20 protein-coding genes are annotated in these 19,661 nt (G+C 36.7%); 17 read left to right on the top strand and 3 right to left on the bottom strand.

Annotated features, from left to right (window positions below):
• Window positions 1–20: 20 nt before the first annotated feature.
• The 11 genes from R2876_04240 (at window position 21) to R2876_04190 (ending at window position 11,036) form a co-directional block, all read left to right on the top strand.
• Window positions 21–452 (top strand): thioesterase family protein, encoded by a 432-nt coding sequence (locus tag R2876_04240; GenBank protein MEZ4357823.1) that lies wholly within the window; start codon window positions 21–23, stop codon window positions 450–452.
• 1 nt (window position 453) lies between these two features.
• A complete protein-coding gene (locus tag R2876_04235; GenBank protein MEZ4357822.1) occupies window positions 454–810 on the top strand; it encodes a NifB/NifX family molybdenum-iron cluster-binding protein in 357 nt (118 codons plus the stop codon).
• A gap of 336 nt (window positions 811–1,146) precedes the next feature.
• Entirely contained in the window at window positions 1,147–3,144 is a 1,998-nt protein-coding gene (locus R2876_04230) for a SpoIID/LytB domain-containing protein (GenBank protein MEZ4357821.1), read from the top strand.
• A 32-nt stretch (window positions 3,145–3,176) separates the two neighbouring features.
• Window positions 3,177–4,253 (top strand): cohesin domain-containing protein, encoded by a 1,077-nt coding sequence (locus tag R2876_04225; GenBank protein MEZ4357820.1) that lies wholly within the window; start codon window positions 3,177–3,179, stop codon window positions 4,251–4,253.
• Window positions 4,254–4,264: 11 nt separating this feature from the next.
• Entirely contained in the window at window positions 4,265–5,599 is a 1,335-nt protein-coding gene (locus R2876_04220; GenBank protein MEZ4357819.1) for a cohesin domain-containing protein, read from the top strand.
• 186 nt (window positions 5,600–5,785) lie between these two features.
• Window positions 5,786–6,055, top strand: coding sequence for a hypothetical protein (locus R2876_04215; protein MEZ4357818.1), 270 nt, complete (start codon window positions 5,786–5,788; stop codon window positions 6,053–6,055).
• Window positions 6,056–6,452: 397 nt separating this feature from the next.
• Window positions 6,453–6,752: a hypothetical protein gene (locus tag R2876_04210; protein MEZ4357817.1), complete on the top strand. Its 300-nt coding sequence runs from the start codon at window positions 6,453–6,455 to the stop codon at window positions 6,750–6,752.
• Window positions 6,753–6,906: 154 nt separating this feature from the next.
• Window positions 6,907–8,526 (top strand): spore germination protein, encoded by a 1,620-nt coding sequence (locus tag R2876_04205; GenBank protein ID MEZ4357816.1) that lies wholly within the window; start codon window positions 6,907–6,909, stop codon window positions 8,524–8,526.
• Complete coding sequence (locus tag R2876_04200; GenBank protein ID MEZ4357815.1) at window positions 8,519–9,619, top strand: endospore germination permease; 1,101 nt, start codon at window positions 8,519–8,521, stop codon at window positions 9,617–9,619. Before R2876_04205 ends, R2876_04200 begins: the two co-directional genes overlap by 8 nt.
• The gene (locus R2876_04195; GenBank protein MEZ4357814.1) at window positions 9,616–10,803 is read left to right on the top strand and encodes a Ger(x)C family spore germination protein; all 1,188 of its coding nucleotides are present in this window, start codon (window positions 9,616–9,618) and stop codon (window positions 10,801–10,803) included. Before R2876_04200 ends, R2876_04195 begins: the two co-directional genes overlap by 4 nt.
• A 17-nt stretch (window positions 10,804–10,820) precedes the next feature.
• Window positions 10,821–11,036: a hypothetical protein gene (locus R2876_04190; protein ID MEZ4357813.1), complete on the top strand. Its 216-nt coding sequence runs from the start codon at window positions 10,821–10,823 to the stop codon at window positions 11,034–11,036.
• A gap of 32 nt (window positions 11,037–11,068) precedes the next feature.
• On the opposite strand, the gene R2876_04185 is transcribed toward R2876_04190, so the two are convergent.
• A complete protein-coding gene (locus R2876_04185; GenBank protein MEZ4357812.1) occupies window positions 11,069–12,553 on the bottom strand; it encodes an MBL fold metallo-hydrolase in 1,485 nt (494 codons plus the stop codon).
• Between the two features lie 198 nt (window positions 12,554–12,751).
• Between R2876_04185 and R2876_04180 the strand changes: the two genes are divergently transcribed.
• Window positions 12,752–13,309: a phosphoribosyltransferase family protein gene (locus tag R2876_04180; GenBank protein ID MEZ4357811.1), complete on the top strand. Its 558-nt coding sequence runs from the start codon at window positions 12,752–12,754 to the stop codon at window positions 13,307–13,309.
• Between the two features lie 209 nt (window positions 13,310–13,518).
• Window positions 13,519–14,874, top strand: coding sequence for an NCS2 family permease (locus R2876_04175; GenBank protein MEZ4357810.1), 1,356 nt, complete (start codon window positions 13,519–13,521; stop codon window positions 14,872–14,874).
• Window positions 14,875–14,938: 64 nt separating this feature from the next.
• Here the strand turns inward: R2876_04175 and R2876_04170 are convergent, their stop codons facing one another.
• Window positions 14,939–15,883, bottom strand: coding sequence for a M15 family metallopeptidase (locus R2876_04170; GenBank protein MEZ4357809.1), 945 nt, complete (start codon window positions 15,881–15,883; stop codon window positions 14,939–14,941).
• 27 nt (window positions 15,884–15,910) lie between these two features.
• Complete coding sequence (locus R2876_04165) at window positions 15,911–16,975, bottom strand: hypothetical protein (protein ID MEZ4357808.1); 1,065 nt, start codon at window positions 16,973–16,975, stop codon at window positions 15,911–15,913.
• A 398-nt stretch (window positions 16,976–17,373) separates the two neighbouring features.
• Between R2876_04165 and R2876_04160 the strand changes: the two genes are divergently transcribed.
• The 4 genes from R2876_04160 to R2876_04145 are packed head-to-tail and all read left to right on the top strand — an operon-like array spanning window position 17,374 to window position 19,653.
• Window positions 17,374–18,018 carry a prepilin peptidase gene (locus tag R2876_04160; protein ID MEZ4357807.1) on the top strand — a complete coding sequence of 215 codons (645 nt, stop codon included), beginning with the start codon at window positions 17,374–17,376 and terminating at the stop codon, window positions 18,016–18,018.
• A gap of 22 nt (window positions 18,019–18,040) precedes the next feature.
• Entirely contained in the window at window positions 18,041–18,202 is a 162-nt protein-coding gene (locus R2876_04155; protein MEZ4357806.1) for a Flp family type IVb pilin, read from the top strand.
• A complete protein-coding gene (locus R2876_04150) occupies window positions 18,174–18,662 on the top strand; it encodes a TadE/TadG family type IV pilus assembly protein (protein ID MEZ4357805.1) in 489 nt (162 codons plus the stop codon). The genes R2876_04155 and R2876_04150 overlap by 29 nt, the downstream gene beginning before the upstream one ends.
• Window positions 18,663–18,675: 13 nt before the next feature.
• On the top strand, window positions 18,676–19,653 hold the full coding sequence (locus R2876_04145; protein ID MEZ4357804.1) for a pilus assembly protein TadG-related protein: 978 nt from the start codon (window positions 18,676–18,678) through the stop codon (window positions 19,651–19,653).
• Window positions 19,654–19,661 lie beyond the last annotated feature (8 nt).

Below are 19,661 nucleotides of genomic sequence, written 5' to 3'. Positions count from 1 at the left end.
AATATATGGAAGGAACTGATATGCAGACAAAAACTTTTTTAAATGTGAGGTATGCTGAAACAGATCAGATGGGAATAGCACATCATTCTAATTATGCAGTTTGGTTTGAAGTAGGGAGGACGCATTTTTTAAAAGCAGTAGGTTTTTCATATAGCGAAATCGAGAAAAAGGGTATTTTGTTTCCCTTATATGAACTTAATTGTAGATTTAGATCACCTGCAAAATATGAGGATGATGTTGTGGTCTTAACTACACTTAAAAGCTGTTCGCGTGTACGCGTATGCTTTGAATATCAGGTGTTTAATGTATTAACCAATCAGCTTATAGCTACAGGTGAAACCATGCATGCATGGACGGATAAAAACTTAAAACCGATCGACGCCAAAAAAGCATTACCTGAATTATTTTCAATGTTAAATGAAATAACTATAAAAGAAAAAGGAGAAAATTAGTATGAAAATTGCTGTTGCAAGTGAAAAAGACATGGTCACAGAACATTTTGGACATTGTGAGAATTTTAATATCTATGTTGTAGAAGATAACAAAGTCGTTGATAGTGGATCTATACCAAATCCAGGGCACAGGCCTGGGTATCTGCCAAACTTTTTAAATGATTTAGGCGTAGAAATTGTAATTGCAGGGGGTATAGGCGGTAGTGCTATTCAAATATTTAATGATAAAGGGATAAAGACAATTACTGGTGCAAGCGGTAAAGCTGCAGATGCCGTAAATGCGTATTTAAGCGGCGCGCTTAAATCCACGGGTTCTGTTTGCCATGAACATGCCCACCACGATGAATGCGGAAATTAAACATACATATTTAAATAATAATGCCATACTATTTAAGCACCTTTTTAAGTATATTAAAAGATGCTTTTTTAGTTTCTGATTTTTAACTATAAAAAATCTTAAAATAAGCTGAAAAACTATAAAATCATGTAATTATTTTACGAATAGTATATAGATTAGTATATTTTGGTTTTATTTAAATACAGATAGCATGTAAATATAAGTTTATTTTTTAGGCTTTTTAGTTTATAATGTTTGACAAGCACTTAAAAGAATTGTATAATATTAGTATTAAATTTTTAATTATTTGTAACAAAAATGTAATATATTGAACGGATTAATAGAGATTTATCTAACATGAGAAAAAAGATATTTACAACATTATTAACCATTATTATTTTAATCTCCATCTTATTTCCTGGTACGGTGGCTGAAGCCGCTACCGACTATAAGACTATCAGGGTTAAGTTATCCATTAGCGCAACTAGTGTGTCTGTAGCGCTGGACGGGGAATATATCATTTCTGAAGATTCAAGTATCTCGCTTTCACGTGGCACATATACCGTTTCCGTCTCAGGGGGAAACGTTCATATTAGTGGGAGTGGTGTAGATAAAGATGTAGGTACATCACTGACATTTATACGGTGTAATGCCGGCTCTGGCAATAATTATATGACGCTTTATAACACATATTATGGAACCAATTTCAATTATCTAGGTAACATGAATTTCACAGTCAGTTCTGGTAAATTATTAGTAATAAATCAAGTCCCATTAGAAGAATATCTTTATGGTGTTGTGGCATATGAAATGAGCAATTCTTTTCCTTTAGAAGCGCTTAAAGCTCAGGCAGTCTGTGCAAGGGGTTATGCTATCAAGTCACTTTCGTCTTCATCTTCTTATGATATTGGAGATACATCTTCCGACCAGGTTTATAAGGGATACAATTCTTCTTATACCAATGTTATTGCCGCAGTAGACGGGACAAGGGGGCAGGTTCTTACATATAGTGGGTCTATTATATCCACTTACTATGCTGCTTCTAACGGCGGACAGACAGAACTGCCGGGAAACGCCTGGGGCGGCGGCGCTACAAAAAATGCGGCTTATCCGTATCTTGCGCAAAGAGACGATACATACGATACGGAAAATCCTTCTACCCCTTATCAAAATATATATGTTCCATCACAAGTTGAAGGTACTTCCGGATACGATTACGTTTCTATATCCGGAAGCTATGTAGTGAGAACTGTACACTTAAAGGAAAGCTGTAATGTTAGAAGCGGCCCGGGTACTTCTTATTCAGTAGTGGGAACAGCTCCTGTTAATTCGGTTTATACGTACATCTCTACGTCTGGCGATTGGTATAAGATAAACTTTAATGGTACAGAAGCTTATATACACGGAGACTACGTTTGTCTAACAGCTAACGGTAATTACCTGTATGCAAACGCCGTTTTGGCTGATATCCAAGAAAACGCTTATAATAACCTTAAAGCTTCCGGCAAGTCAATAAACGCGGCGACAGACGTCAAAATAATAAGAATAAACAGTTTTACAAATGGCACGGAACGCTGGCCTGGCACGGGCAGCCGCTGCTATGTAACGGCCAATGCAAACGTAACGGTAAAATATTTAACTTCAGGAAGCCTTTCATCATCTACAGATGTAAATATTTCCATTACGCTTATGAATTATAACGACGGGTATAAACTTTCACATACGTATTTGATAGCTGATTACAGTATGCGTGGAGTACAAACTTCTGCCGGAGGATATACCGTAACAAACAGGCGGTATGGGCACGGTGTAGGAATGAGCCAGCGCGGCGCGCAGACAATGGCATCTTCTGCATATAATAAGCCTTACAGTGAAATACTTGCATTTTACTTTATGGGTACTACAATAACAACATATGATACCACTCCACCTGCATTGCCGACGAAAGGCGAAACCCCGATATTTTCTGCGGGCTCATATAAAGTCGGCGGAAGCAATTTAACGGGATTATCCTATAGTCTTGGCGCAAACACTTTTTTATCTAATCTTTCGATAACAAACGGTTCGATTGAACTTTGGTCATCTTCGTGGGTACAAAAGACTAGCGAAACAGTAGTAACTGGGGATATGCTTAAAGTACTATATACCAGTGGGTTAACTTATCAATTGTATTATCTCGTTATTTACGGGGATGTAAACGGAGATGGGAAAGTATCGATTGTCGATCTTTTGCGTATACAAAAGCACCTTTTAGGTGTTTCATCGCTAAGTGGTGCTTACTATAAGGCTGCAGACACTTCAAAAAACAATTCTGTATCGGTTCTGGACCTATTACAAGTACAAAAGCACCTTTAGGTATTTCTCAGGTAAGCCAGTAAAGGAGAAGTATGAAACGTATTTGTTTAAGAGCTTTTATAATTAGCATAGCATTTTTAATATTTTTTGTTTCAGTTCCTGTGGCAAATGCGGCATCGGTAACTTTAAAAACAAAAGTATCGCCTGAAACAGTTTACATAGGCGATACAATTACCGTTACTGTCACATTTACAAGCAGTGATGAAGCCATAGGGACGTTGCAGGCTTCTCTTAAGTATGATGCCGATAAAATGGAATATATATCCGGTGGCGGAAACGCCGTTGAACTAAGCAACGGCAGCGGGGGTATTCTAGATATCGGATCCGGCACGGAATATACCATGAGCTACAGTTTAAGGTTCCGTGCTTTGAAAACTGGGAAAGCATATTTTTCAGTTACAAGCAGTGAAATAACTGGATTTGAAAGCAACAAGAGCGTTGGAAGTCCAACTTTAAAAACCAACATATCGATAAATACTTCAAATGATAACTCTAATGACCTTATTGAAATAACTCTTAATGGAGAAACACTCTATATTTTAAATGATCTTTCAGACTTAGACCTTCCAGATGGGTTTGAAGTGCAAGAAATATCGTTTGAAGGTACAAAAGCAGAGTCTGCATATAACGCTGCCATGGGTTTATCATTGCTTTATCTTTTAGATGAGACAAGCGCCGGCAGTTTTTATATATATGATTCAGATTTAAATTCTTTTTCTCCGTATATAAGCATAACGACAGATAATTATTATACGATTTTATCCCCGGAATATGTCCCAGAAGGGTACTCGCTTTCTACTACAGTAATAGATGGGATGACAGTTCCTGCATGCGTATCAGATTTAAATAATAAGGAGTTTACATTGCTTTATGCAATGAACTCTACTGGAACGATAGGATATTACTTTTATGATAAAGCAGACGGTACCATGCAAAGGGTATTGCTGGATTCTACTACCAGCACGTCATTTAAAGCCCCGGTGGCTTTAAATGATACACAAAATACCATTGTCATTTGTATTATGGCGGCGGTATGCGCATTGCTTGCCGTTTTAACGCTATTGCTTGCTATCAAAGTCAAGGCTAGAAAGGAAAAAAATAAATTTTAAAGGTGAAAGAAATGAAAAAACGTATTCTTACAATATTATTGGTAATGGCATTGGTCATATCTATGTTCCCTTTAACGGCATTTGCTGCAAGCGCTTCTGTAAGCGCGCCGGCTTCAACTACTGTAGGGAGTACATTTTCCGTAACAGTAAAATTTAGCGCTAGCAATATTGGTGTTGTACAGGCTACATTTTCATATGACAAAAGCGTTTTGAAATACGTATCCGGTAGCGGAACTTCTGACGGGAAAATAGTATTATACGCCTCTGCCGAAGGAAAATCTTCGCTTAGCACAACTATAAAATTTAAGGCATTAAAAGCTGGCAAAACAACTGTATCAGTCAATACCACCGAGTTTATAGATTGGGATTATAATTCTCTTGGTACGGTAAGCGCGTCGAGATCAGTTACTGTACAAACGGCGGGTACAACCACGACAACAAAGGACCCGGAAGTTTCTACAACACCTACAGTAAACCCGTTAGATACGGCAATACCGGTGACAGTAGGTGAGCAGACGCTTTATCTTTGGACTACTTTAACAGATGATATCACACTGCCTGCCGGCTTTACAAAAACAGACTCGACTTATCAAGAACAAAGTATTCAGGCAGCTACAGGTAATAACATTACGCTTGTTTATTTAACGGACGGTAACGGGGGAAACGGCAGCTTTTATGTCCTGGATAACGGGTCTTTATATAAATATCAGACTATTACTGTAAGCAAGACTTACATTATTGTTGAACCGGATAGTTCGGTAACTGTTCCAGACGGGTACACGGAAACGACTATGGATATTAATGAAACTTCCGTTAAGGCATGGCAGTCTGAGGAAACGCCCGGATTTTATCTGGTTTATGTTATGAATTCAGAAGGTGGAAAAGGTTTTTACACTTACGATACCATTGAAGGCACTTTGCAGCGTTATACAGAAAGGACAGTTACTGTAGAAGAAGAACCGGAAGAAACAACGGTTTCAACGCCGGGATTTCTTGAAACGTTAAAATCAAATTATACCATGATGATAGTGTTTGTGGCACTTTCAGCGTTAATTTTAATTTTAATCATCACTTGCATAGTGTTACTTGTCAAAAAGAGGGCTGCCGCCGGGAAACACTCCTTATCAAGCATTAATATTGAAGAATCTACGAAAGCAGCAGAAGAAATTGGTGAAACTAAGGACGCAATACAAGAACCAGAAGAGCTTAATAGTACAGAAGACAGAACCAATGATGATGCAGAAGAGCCGGAGAATTTAAATGATACAGAGGAAGAATCTGGCGAGGCAGTAGAAGAACCTAAAGATCTCAATAATACAGAGGAAGAACCTAAGGACAAAGAGTAAGATGGTTACGTTATAATTAAAAAACGCCGCTTTAGCGGCGTTTTTTATTATGCCATTGCACCCTTAAGTTTAGTTGAAAGTTTTTTAGTAAGATGGTAAAATATTTATAATTTAAGGCAACCTGGAAAGAATATTAAATATTAAAACCGATCAGAAAAAATTGAGGCTGCGCTTATGACAAAAAGTATGAAAGGAAGTATAGTTATGGCATGCAATATCATGGTTGTTAAAATTGGAGCAAGGAGAGACAAATCCCCAAAAGTTCAAGAAGTGTTATCTAAATTCGGCTGTTCTATCAAAGTTCGCCTGGGATTACATGAAACAGAAAATGTTTGTTCTGATGAAGGTATTCTTGTCCTACAATTAACCGGAGACAGAGATGAGATGTTAAAGCTTGAGAAAGCTTTAAACGGAATGGAAAGTATTAAAGCCAAGATAGTTATGTTAGATGACTAATTTAAAAATGTATTTATAAAAAAGTTCTTTAAAGGCCGTAGAAACTACGGCCTTTTTATTATTGTTATTTTTTACTGCATTTCAGCTTTTTTTCAGGTTTTTGCTTTATAACATATGTTTAGAATAGCGGGTACGTCTTCTAAATATGTACTTGTCTTTATAATATTAGGGCTAATACTTTTCATCATAGCTTCTTTCGGATATATAACCAGTTTAGGCAAAAGGAAAAGGGAGATAATAACTGTAAAAAAGGGCTAAAGGCCGGCTTACTTTAAGTTCAATTATAAAAAGGGGCATTATTGTTAAATATTTTGCTCTTTTTTGTTTATACTTTTTAACTTACGGGGAATTTATTTCATATTATAAAGTAATTAATTACTGATTAGGAGATAAATAAATGGACCAGCCTGAATACTACAATTGCAATTTTTTTCTACAGGGGCTTCCTCTTGGATGTGAAGCTACAATGACTACATTGATAGCCGAAATTTTAGCCGAAGGGTTAAGTTCTGTTCAGATAAAAGCATTTGCTAATTTTTTTACCTCTATCGGAGTGGCTATGGCTTACATAGGGTTTCAAAAGGATTTAAGCACTGAGTTTAAAAATAAATGTTTAGACAATGAAAAAAGAGGAGTAAATTATAATTTAAAGTATACGTTTGTATATTGCATATGTAAGAAAAGAATAAGTTGTTGATATCATTAAGACCCAATAATAACATTTGGGTTTTTTATTTTAGTAAAACACTTTTTAACTTTCCAAATTAAGTACGCAAAAAGCAGATCAATGAATATTAAACTTTAAGCAGGACAAAATATGGGTAAGTTTATAATGAGGATTAATCAAACATATGATACAAACAATAAAGAAAATATTTAGATCAATTAGTATAAATCAAGAGAAAGAAAGTACGGTTACAAACACAGATGACAACTGGCCGGTATCCAAGAATATTAAGCTTAATTTAAAGAGAGTTAAAAATTATTTCGAAAATGCTAACGACATCATAATACGTGAATTTGAATTAGGTATAGATCAGCATGTAAAAGCATTTATAGTGATGATAGAAGGGCTTGCCGATAAGACGATTGTAAATGAAAGTTTAATGAAATCCCTGATGATTGGCACACATATCACAGAGCCAGATAAAGGTATTGATAAAAAAAATGTTTACAATTTTGTAAAAGATCGTGCGCTATCTGTTGCAAGCGTAGAGGAAACAAAGACTTTAGAAGAGACAATTAATTTAGTTTTGTCAGGTGATGTTGCCATTTTCATAGACGGTGCACCTTCAGCAATAATCGCGTCTATACGAGGTTGTATGGGTAGAGCGGTTACAGAGCCTATTACAGAAACAGTTGTAAGAGGGCCAAGAGAAGGATTTGTTGAGACGATTTGCATTAATAAGGCACTTTTGCGTAGAAAAGTAAAAAACCATAACCTTAAATTTGAATCGGTGGTAATTGGCAACCAGAGCAATACTAATATCTGTATAGCTTATATAAATGGTATAGCAGATGACAACACAGTAAAAGAAGTGAAGTCGAGGCTTAAAAGGATAAAAATCGATGCAATACTAGAATCCGGTTACATAGAATCTTATATACAAGACGCACCTTTTTCAGTTTTTCCAACGGTAGGAAATACTGAAAAACCTGATATAGTATGTGCAAAAATGCTTGAAGGAAGAGTAGCAATACTAGTGGATGGGACGCCTATGGTTTTAACCGTACCTTATTTATTTGTAGAGGGTTTACAAAATAGCGAGGATTATTATTCCCGCCCGTTTTTTGCCTCTGTAGTAAGGTTTTTAAGGTGGGTAGCTTTCCTCCTCGCAATTACTTTACCATCTATGTATATTGCCATTACCAGCTACAACCAGGAACTACTACCGCCACCGCTACTAATAACTATTGCAGTGGCACAGGAAGGAACTCCTTTCCCTACTTTTATAGAAGCTTTAATAATGCTTATTATATTTGAAATATTAAGAGAAGCCGGTGTAAGGCTGCCAAAGGTTATAGGACAGGCCGTTAGTATTGTGGGAGCTTTAGTTATAGGCGAGGCTGCTGTCTCGGCTGGAATAGTGGGAGCGCCTATGGTAATCGTTGTAGCCCTTACGGCAATAACTTCTTTTGTAGTAACGCCTTATTACGACGCGATAGCTTTAGTAAGGCTCATGTTAACAGTGCTTGCAGCGATAGCAGGACAATATGGAATTATGATTGGCCTTGCATTTGTGCTTACGCATTTATGTTCGTTAAGTTCATATGGTATACCATATTTTTCTCCCATCGCTCCGTCTAATTTATCTGGCATGAAAGATACATTTATAAGGGTGCCATGGTGGGCTATGATTAAAAGGCCGTATAACATAGGTAAGAATAACATTTTTAGGCAAAAGACCAATCAAAGGCCAAACCAACCTAAAGATAAAAAACCATTTAAAGAGGGAAAATCTAATGGCTGAAAAAGGTAAAATCAACGCAAAAAAGCTTATATTTTTAACATTTGTAAGCAGAGTGGTTGTTACAATTACTTATTGGCCAGCGTTGAATTCTCCGCCAAGCAATCAGGATTTATGGATATCCAATATATTTTCTATAGTTATACAGTTGATTCTTTCTATTCCTGTCTATTTTTTATATAAGAAATTTCCTAATCAGAGCATCATTGAATACAGCCAAACTATATTCGGCAAAGTAGTTGGGAAGGCAATAGGTTTTTTAATAGTGTTGTTTTTTATACACATGGTGGTATTAACTTTGGGTCAATTTAATTTATTCATTACAACTGCTGTAATGCCTGACACGCCTACCTTATTTTTTACAATCAGTATGTTAATTTTCTGTGCATATGCCGTAAGTAAAGGTATTCAAGTGCTGGGGCGTATTTCAGAAATAGTTGCAGTTTTAGTAATGATATCAATTACATCATTAGCATTGTTATTATTAAAAGATATGGACATTAAAGAATTAACCCCTGTAATGGAAAAGGGAATACTACCGGTATTAAGCGGTGGTTTTACAATAGCGACCAGGTCTATAGAAGTATTGGCCATGGCGATGATACTTCCTAAATTAGATAACCCAAAGAAAGCCAAGGGTGTATTTATAAAGGGGAATTTAGTAACTTTATTATTTTGGACTGTTATGACGGTTACTATAATCGCTGTGTTGGGAATAGATGAAGCACAGAGCCGCACATTTCCATACTTTAGCATTGTAAGAATAGCTACCATGGGTAATTTTATGGAAAGAATAGACGCTATCCATATGGGAATTTGGGTTTTGGGGGTATTTATAAAAATATTTTTCTTCTATTATCTGGCCGTATTAGGGTTAGGGCAACTATTCAATATGAAAGATTATAAGCCTCTTATTATCCCTTTGGGTGCATTAATTGTACCATTGGTTGCTTTAATGGCTGCCAATGCTGTAGAACTTAGTAATTTTACATCTTATAAGATACTTACATGGTATTCGCTGCTGTATATGTTTATAATACCGTTGATTTTACTGGTAATAGGCTTAATAAGAAAAAAAGGGGTAATTAAGAAATGAAAAAGTACGTAAGCCTTTTTATTGTTTTGATATTATTGGTAGTTATCTTGTCAGGTTGCTGGAACAGTAGGGAAATTAATACGTTAGCTATTGTTGAGGCTATGGGTATAGATAAAACGGAAGATGGGAAAATAAGTCTTACATTTCAAGTACTTAAACCCGACGCTGTAAACTCAGCAGGGAGTGATGGAACTGGCGGAAGCGGGAATGCAGTAACTATTATAACAAGTACAGGGGAAACCGTATATGATGCTATCAGAAGTGCAACGGAAACGTCGTGCAGAAGGCTATACTTTCCTTTCAATAAGATAGTTATAATTGGAGAAGAGGTAGCAAGGGATGGTATCGGTGATGTAACGGAATTTTTGGACCGTAACCGTGAAACAAGGAATCTTGAGTATATATTGATCGCAAGAGGCAAGGCAGAGGATATCGTCAAAGCAACCAGCGAACAAGAGAAAATACCAGCTAAAACGATAGAAATGTTATTAGACGTTACTTATGTTACGTCTCAAAGAACTAAAATGACGCTATTTGACATACATAAAATACTTGCCAGCAAAACCGCAAGTATTTATGCACCTGGGATAACAACGATAGAGAAGGAATCAAAAGATGAGGAAATAGCTATTCCAGCGCTTGAAGACACGGCGATTTTTAATAAAGATAAATTAATAGGCTGGGCAAATAAGACGGAGACGCGGGGTTTTTTATGGATATTAGGTGAGGTTGTCAGCGGTATTATTATTGTTAGTTCTCCGCGAGAAGAGGATAAAAAAGTATCCATTTTAATAACAGGTACAGCAGTTTCGGTTATACCGGAAATAAAAGATGAAAAGCTTTATGTGACCATTAATATTACGGCGCAAGGGGGAATTGGTGAGCAGTTGTCTGAAAACGTTAATTTAACTGAAGAAGAACCATTTAAAAAACTGCAAAAAAATTATGCTAAGGCTATTACAGACGAAGTTAACGCCGCTCTTAATACAATACAAAAAGAATGGGGTGTTGATATCTTTGGATTTGGCAAGGCATTTTACCGTAAATATCCTAAAGAATGGAAAAAGCTTGAAAAGAATTGGGACGAAGAAATAAAGAATATTACAGTTAACGTGCAGGTGGATGCAAGAATTAACTCTGTGGGTATGAGCTTATATCCTGAATCATATCAACCAGAGGAATAGAGGAGCAGGATAGTGTTATGAATGTTATCTGGTGTATTTTAGTTTATATAGGAGTAGCGGCCATTTGTATACCAAGTATACTTAAAAAAAAGCATTGGATAGAAATAGTAGCTGTATTTGTTATGCTAACGCTAGGAGTTGTTCTAAGTGTGCTTCAAATCCTTGATGTACACATTCCAAATCCTAATAAAGGCATAGCGGCAATCATAAAGGCGATAACCGGACAAAAGTAAAAGTTACATTTAAATTTACTTAGTGAAAATTATTACTTTTGATTATAGGATATAAGTTCACCATTAATAAATTTTGATACTGGCCCGTGGCCGCAGCAAATGATGCATGGCTTTTGGTTAGCAACGGAAACTTCTTTAACAAGCTTTATAACTTGATTTCTCATTTCCGTAGCTTTTTTGGAATCCATATTGACGCTTTTCATTAGATACGGTGCAAGAGAATTAAATTCTGCCAGTTCCTGAGAAAAGCCGCTTATGTTAACGAGGATGTCTCCCGTAAAAATAATACCCAATTTTGGGCATATATAGACCATTTCACCGCGAATATGTCCGCCGCTGCCTTCATATATGATAAATTCCAGGCCGCTGATGCTTATCTTTCCTATCTCAATTAAATCATCATGTTCTTTAGGGGTACCATTATCAAGTATTTTAAGACGGCTTGCATCCGGAGGTGTGTAGCCGGATATTATTTGGCTTATCTTACTGTATCCTAAATTTAAATCGGTGCCTTCGCGGTTATCCGGAAGGCCAAGGTATTGCCTTTTTAAGCTGTCAGCACTTTTTTGATTTACAATTATTTCGGCATGTTTAAGTTTTGAAAGAAGCCCACAATGGTCCACATCAGTATGAGTTATATAAATTTTCACTGGTCTTGTGTCAAAGCCAGATATAATAGAATTAAAAATTTTGTGCATTTCATTCTCATAAATTGCATAGCCGGTATCAATTAATACTATTTCGTCTGGAGTATCAAATACGTAGGTATTACTGCCGCATGGCGGCTGTATACTATATAATTTAATAGTTTTGCTTAAATAAAAGCTTTCAATGTCTGCTTTAAAATTACTTCCGCGATTTTGGCTTATATAATATGCAAAACGGCGGATGTATTTAAATACTTTATTTGCATCTTCACCGTTAGCCTGCAGTACCTGAAGTATCCTATTGGATTCTGTAATAAACTGCATTGTCTTTTCAGGGGTTAAATCAAGCAGGCGCTGCATATCGTTGGCAAGACGTATATAAAATACTGTGTTGTCCAAATTTTCTTCACTGCTGTCACATTGTATGATGTTTATCTGATAAATTTCACTTATTTGGTCTAGCAAAGTTTTAATGATCTTAGGGTCTTCAATTAAAAGCCCCATTTTAAAATCCTGATACGAAGAGCCGGTAGCACTTGAGTTAAGGTAGGAGATGTTGATATGATACTTATTTAAAATTTCAAGTACGGGCAATACAGACCCGGGGTTATCCGGAATCTTCACCGATACTTCTATAACTCTGGTTTCCGTGATTTTATCGTTTATATATCCGATGTCAAAGAGGCCTTTTTCTATTTCTAATAATTTATCTTCAGATGCTACGATATCTAAAAAAAGCATGCGGGGGTCTACTGCTTTGTTGTAGCTTACTCTGACAATATTACCGCCATGTTTCGCTATAATCTTGGATGCTTTAAGAAATGCTCCGGATTTATCCGGCATATTAGTAATAAAAGATTTCCGTACCAAAATTTTCTCTCCCAATTTAGTATTCTTAAATTTATTATAAAACGTTAATGGGTTTTATACAATTGCTAAGAAGATTGTATATTAATTATTTACCTTTAGAGGTATCTTGTAAACCGTAAATTGAACTATACACTTTTGGCTAAATGTTGTATAATAAAACCGATTTTTGGCGTTTCAGAAATCAGGAGGAACTTAAAGATGTTAACTTATCCTTTAAAAGTTGCAGGGATTACGCGTAACTTACCTATCTGTAAAGTGACGGACGATTTATATATAGGGGCGTTTGTTATTTTTGGTGACGTGGAGCTAACAGTTAAATGTGCATCTGCCATGCTTGCCATAGCCCCAGAGTACGATTATATGATAAGCCCAGAAGCAAAAAGCATACCTTTGATTTACGAGATGGCAAAACAGAGCGGCGTAAACAAGTATTTTTTGGCAAGGAAATCTCCTAAGCTATACATGCGGGATGTTTTCGAAGCAGATGTGGTTTCTATTACCACGGCCAAGCCGCAGAAATTATACCTTGATGCTGACGATGCTGAATTTATGCGCGGCAAACGTATTTTGATAGTAGACGATGTTATATCAACTGGCGAGTCTATAAATGCAGTTGAGGAACTAGTAAAAAAAGCCGGGGGAATAGTTGCCGGCAAAATGGCGATTTTAGCAGAAGGTGACGCTAAAAACCGAAGCGACATTAAATATCTAGAGCCGCTTCCGCTATTTAATTCGGACGGTACAGTTAAGAAATAAATAGAAAACAAGATAAAAGTTAGCTTAAAAATTAAGCTAACTTTTTAAATATAATTTTAACATTTAATTTCGACAAAGATTGATAATTTTACTAAAAAATATTGAATTTATATATATAATAAGATAAAATATGAATAATTCATGAACAATTTTTTTATACTTTCAGTTATTTTCAAATCTATAAAAAAACTAAAAAAGGAGAGAGATCAATGGAAAGAATTTTCAAGTTGAAGGCAAACGGCACAACGGTTTCAAAGGAAATCATCGCTGGCCTCACCACTTTCTTCACGATGGCATATATTATTGCCGTTAACCCTTCTATTCTTAGTGAAGCTGGAATGGAGTGGGGGGCAGTATTCCTTGCCACTATAATAGCGTCTGTTATTGGTACGCTTGTGATGGGGTTGTTTGCCAATGTTCCATACGCGTTGGCTCCGGGGATGGGCTTAAATGCATTTTTCGTTTATACGGTATGCTTTGGGCTAGGCTTCTCCTGGCAACATGCTCTGTCGATAGTATTTATTTGCGGGCTACTTAACATTTTGATTACAGTTACTAAAATCCGTAAATACATTATTAAAGCTATTCCGAAGAGCTTACAGTATGCTATTGGCGGTGGTATTGGTGTATTCATTGCATATGTCGGACTTGTAGATGTAGGTATAATTAATTTTGGAGCCGGAGTTCCTGCAATGACTATATTAAACACCCCGGCATTATGGCTGTTTATAATCGGCCTTTTGCTTACTGTCATTCTCCTTTTGCTAAAAGTTAAAGGTGCCATACTCATTTCGATCATTATTACAGCTTTGATAGGTATTCCCATGGGCGTAACTACTACAGCTGACAGTGTAAGTTTTAGCGAAGCGGTTGCAGCACTTCCTTCTACATTTGGTACGATATTTACTTCACAAGGATTAGGCTCGCTGTTTACTGATACAGCTAAGTTGCCTCTAGTAATCCTTACAATTTTCTCATTCAGCTTGTCAGATACGTTTGATACTATAGGAACATTTATCGGCACCGGCCGCCGCAGCGGCATATTCAGCGCAGAAGATGAAAAAGCAATGGAAAGCAGCTCTGGTTTTAAATCCAAGATGGACAAAGCTTTATTTGCAGATTCTATCGCAACTTCAGTTGGTGCAATATTCGGAACGTCTAATACTACAACATATATCGAAAGTGCATCTGGTATTGAAGCCGGCGGCCGAACAGGGCTTACCAGCGTCGTCGTTTCAATATGCTTTATTATAAGCGCATTTTTGGCGACTTTTGTAAGCGCTATACCATTTGCAGCAACATCACCGGCTCTCGTTGTAGTTGGTGTTATGATGCTTGCTTCATTTAAGGATATACAGTGGACCGAAATTCACGAGGCGGTTCCAGCATTCTTTGCAGGTATATTTATGGCATTCTGTTATAACATTACATATGGTATCGCAGTGGCCTTCATTTTCTACTGCTTAGCGAAGATATTCAAAAAAGAAGCCAAAGATGTTCATCCAATTATTTGGATCGCTACAGTTTTATTCGTACTTAACTTTGTAATTTTGGCTATCATTTAGTCTTAATAGCAAAAAATATAATTAAAGAAATAAGAAAGCCGGCTTATATAGGCCGGCTTTCTTATTATAGGGCTGCTTCTATTATACTGATATAGTTTTTTATTTGTTCGGTATCAGGGAAACCGCAATACCATGAGTCGTCATTATTTAAATCCATATAATATTTAGATTTGATTATTAGTTCCGGCCTATATTCAAAGTGCAGAAAGTCGAAATGCGACCATTTTCCGCCCCAGATAAAGTAATTATTTTCAAAGATCTTAACTAATTCTTTTGGGTATGAATCGAGCCTGCTTTGGCCTTGTTCTTTTGTAGCCCACTTCCAGTAATCACATTTGTTGCTCTTTAAATCTATTGCTATACCAAAAGAGTGGGGGCTTAAAAGGCCGGTTCCGGATATGGCCCTATAATTATATGTTCCGTTTACCGGATATACAAAACTATACACATTAGAGCTGCTGATTAAAAGGCCGGATATTTCCTGAAATGCAGTTTTTAATGAAGCAGCTGCGTTGTTGTTTTTATTAAACGGGCAGTTCCTTGAACCAAGAGTTACAGTTGTGAGGCTAGCTTCTATTTTACTTTGCGAACTGCCATAAACTTCGTTTAAAAGGGCATAATTTCTTATTCTCCCAGGGTCAAAGTCTTCTTCCATTATAGTGCTGATATCTGACAGGGGGTATACTTGGCTCATTGAATCTTCTATGTCCGCATTGGCAACTTTCTCATTGAAACTTTTAACCTTCATGTCGTCGTAGACTATTTTATTTCCGGATTTCATTATTACATATATGATATTATCATCTGTCTTTTCAAAGCCTGAAATATACTCGGGGTAAGCCATCATCAAGGCTAACAGATCCCGTTTTGCCGTTATTTCATAAGACAGCTGTTGGGCGTCGTTATAAACGCTTTTATCTCCGGAAATTTGCTCTGATGCTATCAACTTTAACGTTAAAACAAGTATTATAAAAACAGATATTTCTGCTATTATTTTAAGCTTGCGCATATATCTAACACCCCTTAGATTTTTAACTTAAACAATGGATTTTCTCTTGGCTATCCAGACATAGATGATACCGGCTAAGAATATAAGCCCACCGTATCCGACTACCGGATATAAGTATCTGACCATATTGGAAAATCCTAATTGCCCTACGATAAAAGCTAGTAAAGTCGTAATTATTACGAGATAAGTTTTTGAAATCCTAAACGGTATACGACGGATGAAGCCGTATAAATTCCCAACGGCAGTCGTATATACTTCCGCAAATAAAACTATGGCAAATAAAACCTTAGCTACCGGGGATATTTTACGCGCTATTTCAATCATAGGGACTTCCATATCATAAATACTCGTTATATTTGTCATTAAACAAAAATATATGGCAACCATGCATATTCCAAGCCCTAGAGCCCCCAACAGTGCACCCCAAAATAGTTTTTTCTTATCTTTGGCAAGGGGCCCCATAGGCGTTAAAACCGCAATTGCAACGACTAGATTATAGGATGCATAGTTTATCGAGGAAACCAGCCAGTTTGGCGTTGCACCACCTATATCGCTTGCAATCTGTATCTCACTATTGGTAATGGGATTGTTTAGCAAGCTATAAATGGAGATAAACAGCACAGAGACTATAAGAAAGGGAACGACATAGCTAATAGCATTGTAAACTCCTTTAGTACCTGTGATAACTGTAAAAAGGGTAAGCAGGGCCATTGCAAGTGTTCCTAAGATTGGAGAAATTGAAAATTGTTCTTTAAAAATAGCCCCTGCCCCTGCAATCATCGCCGATAGCCCGGCAAATAAAAATATAATTATAATTACGTCTATAAAAGAGCCGCAAACGTCTCCATTAGTATAAAGAACTATGTCGACGTGCGACTTAGCTTTTAAATTCCTTCCAAGCATTAGAACAGTATAAGCAACAAAGAAAAATAAAAAGGTTGATATGGCTATTCCGAGTATGCCAATAATTCCATAGGCATTGAAAAATCTTAGTACTTCTTGTCCGGAGGCGAAACCAGCGCCTACGACTGTACCGATATAGGCTGAGGCAATTGTAAATATGCTAAAAGACGATGTGTTGGTTGTTTTCATATATATCCTTTTTTTCCTTAATATTAATAATTACTAAGGGAACTTCTATATTATTACATAAGCATTTTCTATGTGTTTAAATTGCCAAGATGAGTCATGCAATTCCAAGTGGAATATAGTAAAAATGAAAATAAAAAAATGTTAAAAAGTGATTTTTTATAGCGCATGTTATAAATTGGTAAAAATAATTTTTAAAAAATATTCCAAAAAATTCAAGAATTCAGTCGAATTATATAGCAAATGACAATTATTGGGCAATACTGCCAAGTATTTTAAGTAAATTTAAAGACCAGACGGATAAAAATCCGCTATGCAAAATGCTGACTAATAGCTTAAATAGGGTGGGCAGTATTTATTTTTACAAAATTTTAAGCTTTTAAATATGGAGAGAAAATAGCATGGATTTTGGTGTTTTGACGGCTATTATAATTGGTGGGGTGATGGGTGAGTGTATACGCCATCTCTCTTTTAGTCTAATCAAAAATCGTAATGGACAGAGTGCAAGCGTACTTTTAAATAGCCGTTTAGGTTCGTTCTTATGGATATTAGTTGGGGCACTAGGGAGCTTCATAATTTCCATATTTATTAAAGATTTAATTACAAGAATTGAATATATAATGATTTTTTTTGTATTGTTAAGTCTTTCGGCGGTAGATTTAAGTATAAGAAAAATACCAAATGAACTTATTGCAGCTTTATTAATAATTAAAATTGTTTCAATTGTAGTTATAGGGGATTATGAGTCTATTTTACCTGCATTAGCCGGTTTACTTGCGGGATTTGTTATTTTTCTCGTTCCTTCACTTTTGAAAATAGAAATAGGCTGGGGAGATGTAAAACTAGCGGCGGCTTCGGGGTTTTGCCTAGGGATTATGGGAGTTTTTCAGGCAGTTTTAATAATGGCGGCGGTCATGGCAATATATTTTATCTACTTACTTATCAGTAAAAAAGGAACACTTAAGACCAAAGTAGCTATAGGACCGTCATTTTCAATAGGAATGATGTTAACACTTATTTTTCCACTGTCAATGGTTATTAAATAAAAACAATAAAGGAGGAAATATCATGAACTTCAAAAAGATCATTGCAGACGAAAATGGACAGGGTATGGTCGAATATGGCCTTATATTAGGATTAATAGCGGTGGCGGCAATAGCAGCGCTGGTTATTTTAGGGCCGAAGATCAAATCGATGTTCGATGCTGCGAATTCCGCACTACCTTCTTGATGAAGAGGTTTTAGCGAAACTAGCAAAAATAGGCTATAGCGGAAAGGAGGCGGTTACTATAAAGGCTAGGAGTATCTATCTATTAAAAAAAGAAGAAGGCCAATCCATTGTGGAAGCCGCCTTCGTAATCCCGCTGATTGTTTTGATACTATGCGGTATTTTAGACTTTGGCTGGATTTTTTCCAACCAGTTGACAGTGAACAATTACAGTAGGGAAGGCGCCAGATATGCTATCGTTAACAGCGATGCCCAAGATCTTACTTATCTTGTTACTGAGCGCATAAAATCGGTTTCAGGGCTTGGAGATGAAGCCGATATCGGCATTACTGTGGAGGTTAACCAAGAAGACGTGAAGGTAAAAGTCACTAAAAGTGTAAAAGTATTGACACCTATTACCGGTATCTTCTTACCAGATCAGCAGATTACCGTCGAGTCTACCAGTATAATGCGGATCGGCTAAGGAGGAGGCTACCTTGTTTAAGAATATTTTACACCGGGAAAATGGAGCTGCTGCTGTTGTGGCAGCTATAGCTTTTACGGCAATGTTAGCTGTATGTGGGCTAGTAATTGATTTAGGTTCAGCTTACATCCAGGAAAGTACGACTCAAAACACAGCAGATGCTGCGGCTTATGCGGGTGCTACGATACTACCTGCCGCAGTTGACGATGATGAGCAGATACAGCTAGTTAAGGATACCGTTAAAGAGTATGTCATAAAAAATGGATTTAACGAAGAGTGCATAGAAACGGTTGAACTAGAAGACATTTACGATGGAAATTATTATGGAGTGCGCGTTAAGTTAAAAAAAGAAGTATCATATGGTTTTGGATCTATTATTGGGGTAGATGCAACTACAGTTAAAAAAATAGCAAAGGTAAAGTTAGATCCTGTGACATCTTCGACTTCTGTAGCTCCGCTTGGGATTGAAGTTAGCAGGCTGTCACAAGCGATGGAAGAAAATCAATGCCAACATATCGTAATAAAGTATGGTTCAGGGGATAGTACAGAAGGTTTCTTTGGGGCCCTTGACTTAGACGGCATGCAGGGCGGCGGCGCACAGGATTTTGCAAGTTGGCTTGCTTTTGGGTATAACGGCGTGTTGAATGTAGGAGATATACTACCTATAGAACCTGGTAATATGGCAACGCCAACTTATGATGCTTTTACGACACGGTTTAACCAATGTACTCATTATATTGGATCTGGGGGATGCACTGCCGAACATTTTGAAGCCGATTGTCCACGTGTTGTAACGTTAATAGTTTATAACTTTATAGATAGCAAAAATATTGAGGTAGTAGGATTTATATCGTTTGTATTGGAAGGTATCAATGAAGATGGGGAAATAATTGCTTCAAGGGTAACATTACAAACGGACGAAGGAGATACAGATGGAAATTTGGGAGGAATCAACGATTACGGAATATACCGTGCACGTTTAGTAGAATAAGCCAGGAG

Source organism: Eubacteriales bacterium, from assembly GCA_041390245.1.
GTDB lineage: Bacteria > Bacillota > Clostridia > Christensenellales > JAWKQI01 > JAWKQI01.
The sequence above is the reverse complement of the archived record's forward strand: the minus strand, read 5'-3'. Positions and strand labels throughout refer to the sequence as shown.

Excerpts from the sequence above, each read along its gene's own strand:
- R2876_04180 (MEZ4357811.1), top strand. The coding sequence starts at position 12,752 with ATGTTAACTTATCCTTTAAAAGTTGCAGGGATTACGCGTAACTTACCT.
- R2876_04175 (MEZ4357810.1), top strand. The coding sequence starts at position 13,519 with ATGGAAAGAATTTTCAAGTTGAAGGCAAACGGCACAACGGTTTCAAAG.
- R2876_04150 (MEZ4357805.1), top strand. The coding sequence starts at position 18,174 with ATGCTGCGAATTCCGCACTACCTTCTTGATGAAGAGGTTTTAGCGAAA.
- R2876_04220 (MEZ4357819.1), top strand. The coding sequence starts at position 4,265 with ATGAAAAAACGTATTCTTACAATATTATTGGTAATGGCATTGGTCATA.
- R2876_04205 (MEZ4357816.1), top strand. The coding sequence starts at position 6,907 with ATGATACAAACAATAAAGAAAATATTTAGATCAATTAGTATAAATCAA.
- R2876_04165 (MEZ4357808.1), bottom strand. The coding sequence starts at position 16,975 with ATGAAAACAACCAACACATCGTCTTTTAGCATATTTACAATTGCCTCA.
- R2876_04160 (MEZ4357807.1), top strand. The coding sequence starts at position 17,374 with ATGGATTTTGGTGTTTTGACGGCTATTATAATTGGTGGGGTGATGGGT.
- R2876_04170 (MEZ4357809.1), bottom strand. The coding sequence starts at position 15,883 with ATGCGCAAGCTTAAAATAATAGCAGAAATATCTGTTTTTATAATACTT.
- R2876_04235 (MEZ4357822.1), top strand. The coding sequence starts at position 454 with ATGAAAATTGCTGTTGCAAGTGAAAAAGACATGGTCACAGAACATTTT.
- R2876_04155 (MEZ4357806.1), top strand. The coding sequence starts at position 18,041 with ATGAACTTCAAAAAGATCATTGCAGACGAAAATGGACAGGGTATGGTC.
- R2876_04230 (MEZ4357821.1), top strand. The coding sequence starts at position 1,147 with ATGAGAAAAAAGATATTTACAACATTATTAACCATTATTATTTTAATC.
- R2876_04200 (MEZ4357815.1), top strand. The coding sequence starts at position 8,519 with ATGGCTGAAAAAGGTAAAATCAACGCAAAAAAGCTTATATTTTTAACA.
- R2876_04215 (MEZ4357818.1), top strand. The coding sequence starts at position 5,786 with ATGAAAGGAAGTATAGTTATGGCATGCAATATCATGGTTGTTAAAATT.
- R2876_04240 (MEZ4357823.1), top strand. The coding sequence starts at position 21 with ATGCAGACAAAAACTTTTTTAAATGTGAGGTATGCTGAAACAGATCAG.
- R2876_04210 (MEZ4357817.1), top strand. The coding sequence starts at position 6,453 with ATGGACCAGCCTGAATACTACAATTGCAATTTTTTTCTACAGGGGCTT.
- R2876_04225 (MEZ4357820.1), top strand. The coding sequence starts at position 3,177 with ATGAAACGTATTTGTTTAAGAGCTTTTATAATTAGCATAGCATTTTTA.
- R2876_04190 (MEZ4357813.1), top strand. The coding sequence starts at position 10,821 with ATGAATGTTATCTGGTGTATTTTAGTTTATATAGGAGTAGCGGCCATT.
- R2876_04195 (MEZ4357814.1), top strand. The coding sequence starts at position 9,616 with ATGAAAAAGTACGTAAGCCTTTTTATTGTTTTGATATTATTGGTAGTT.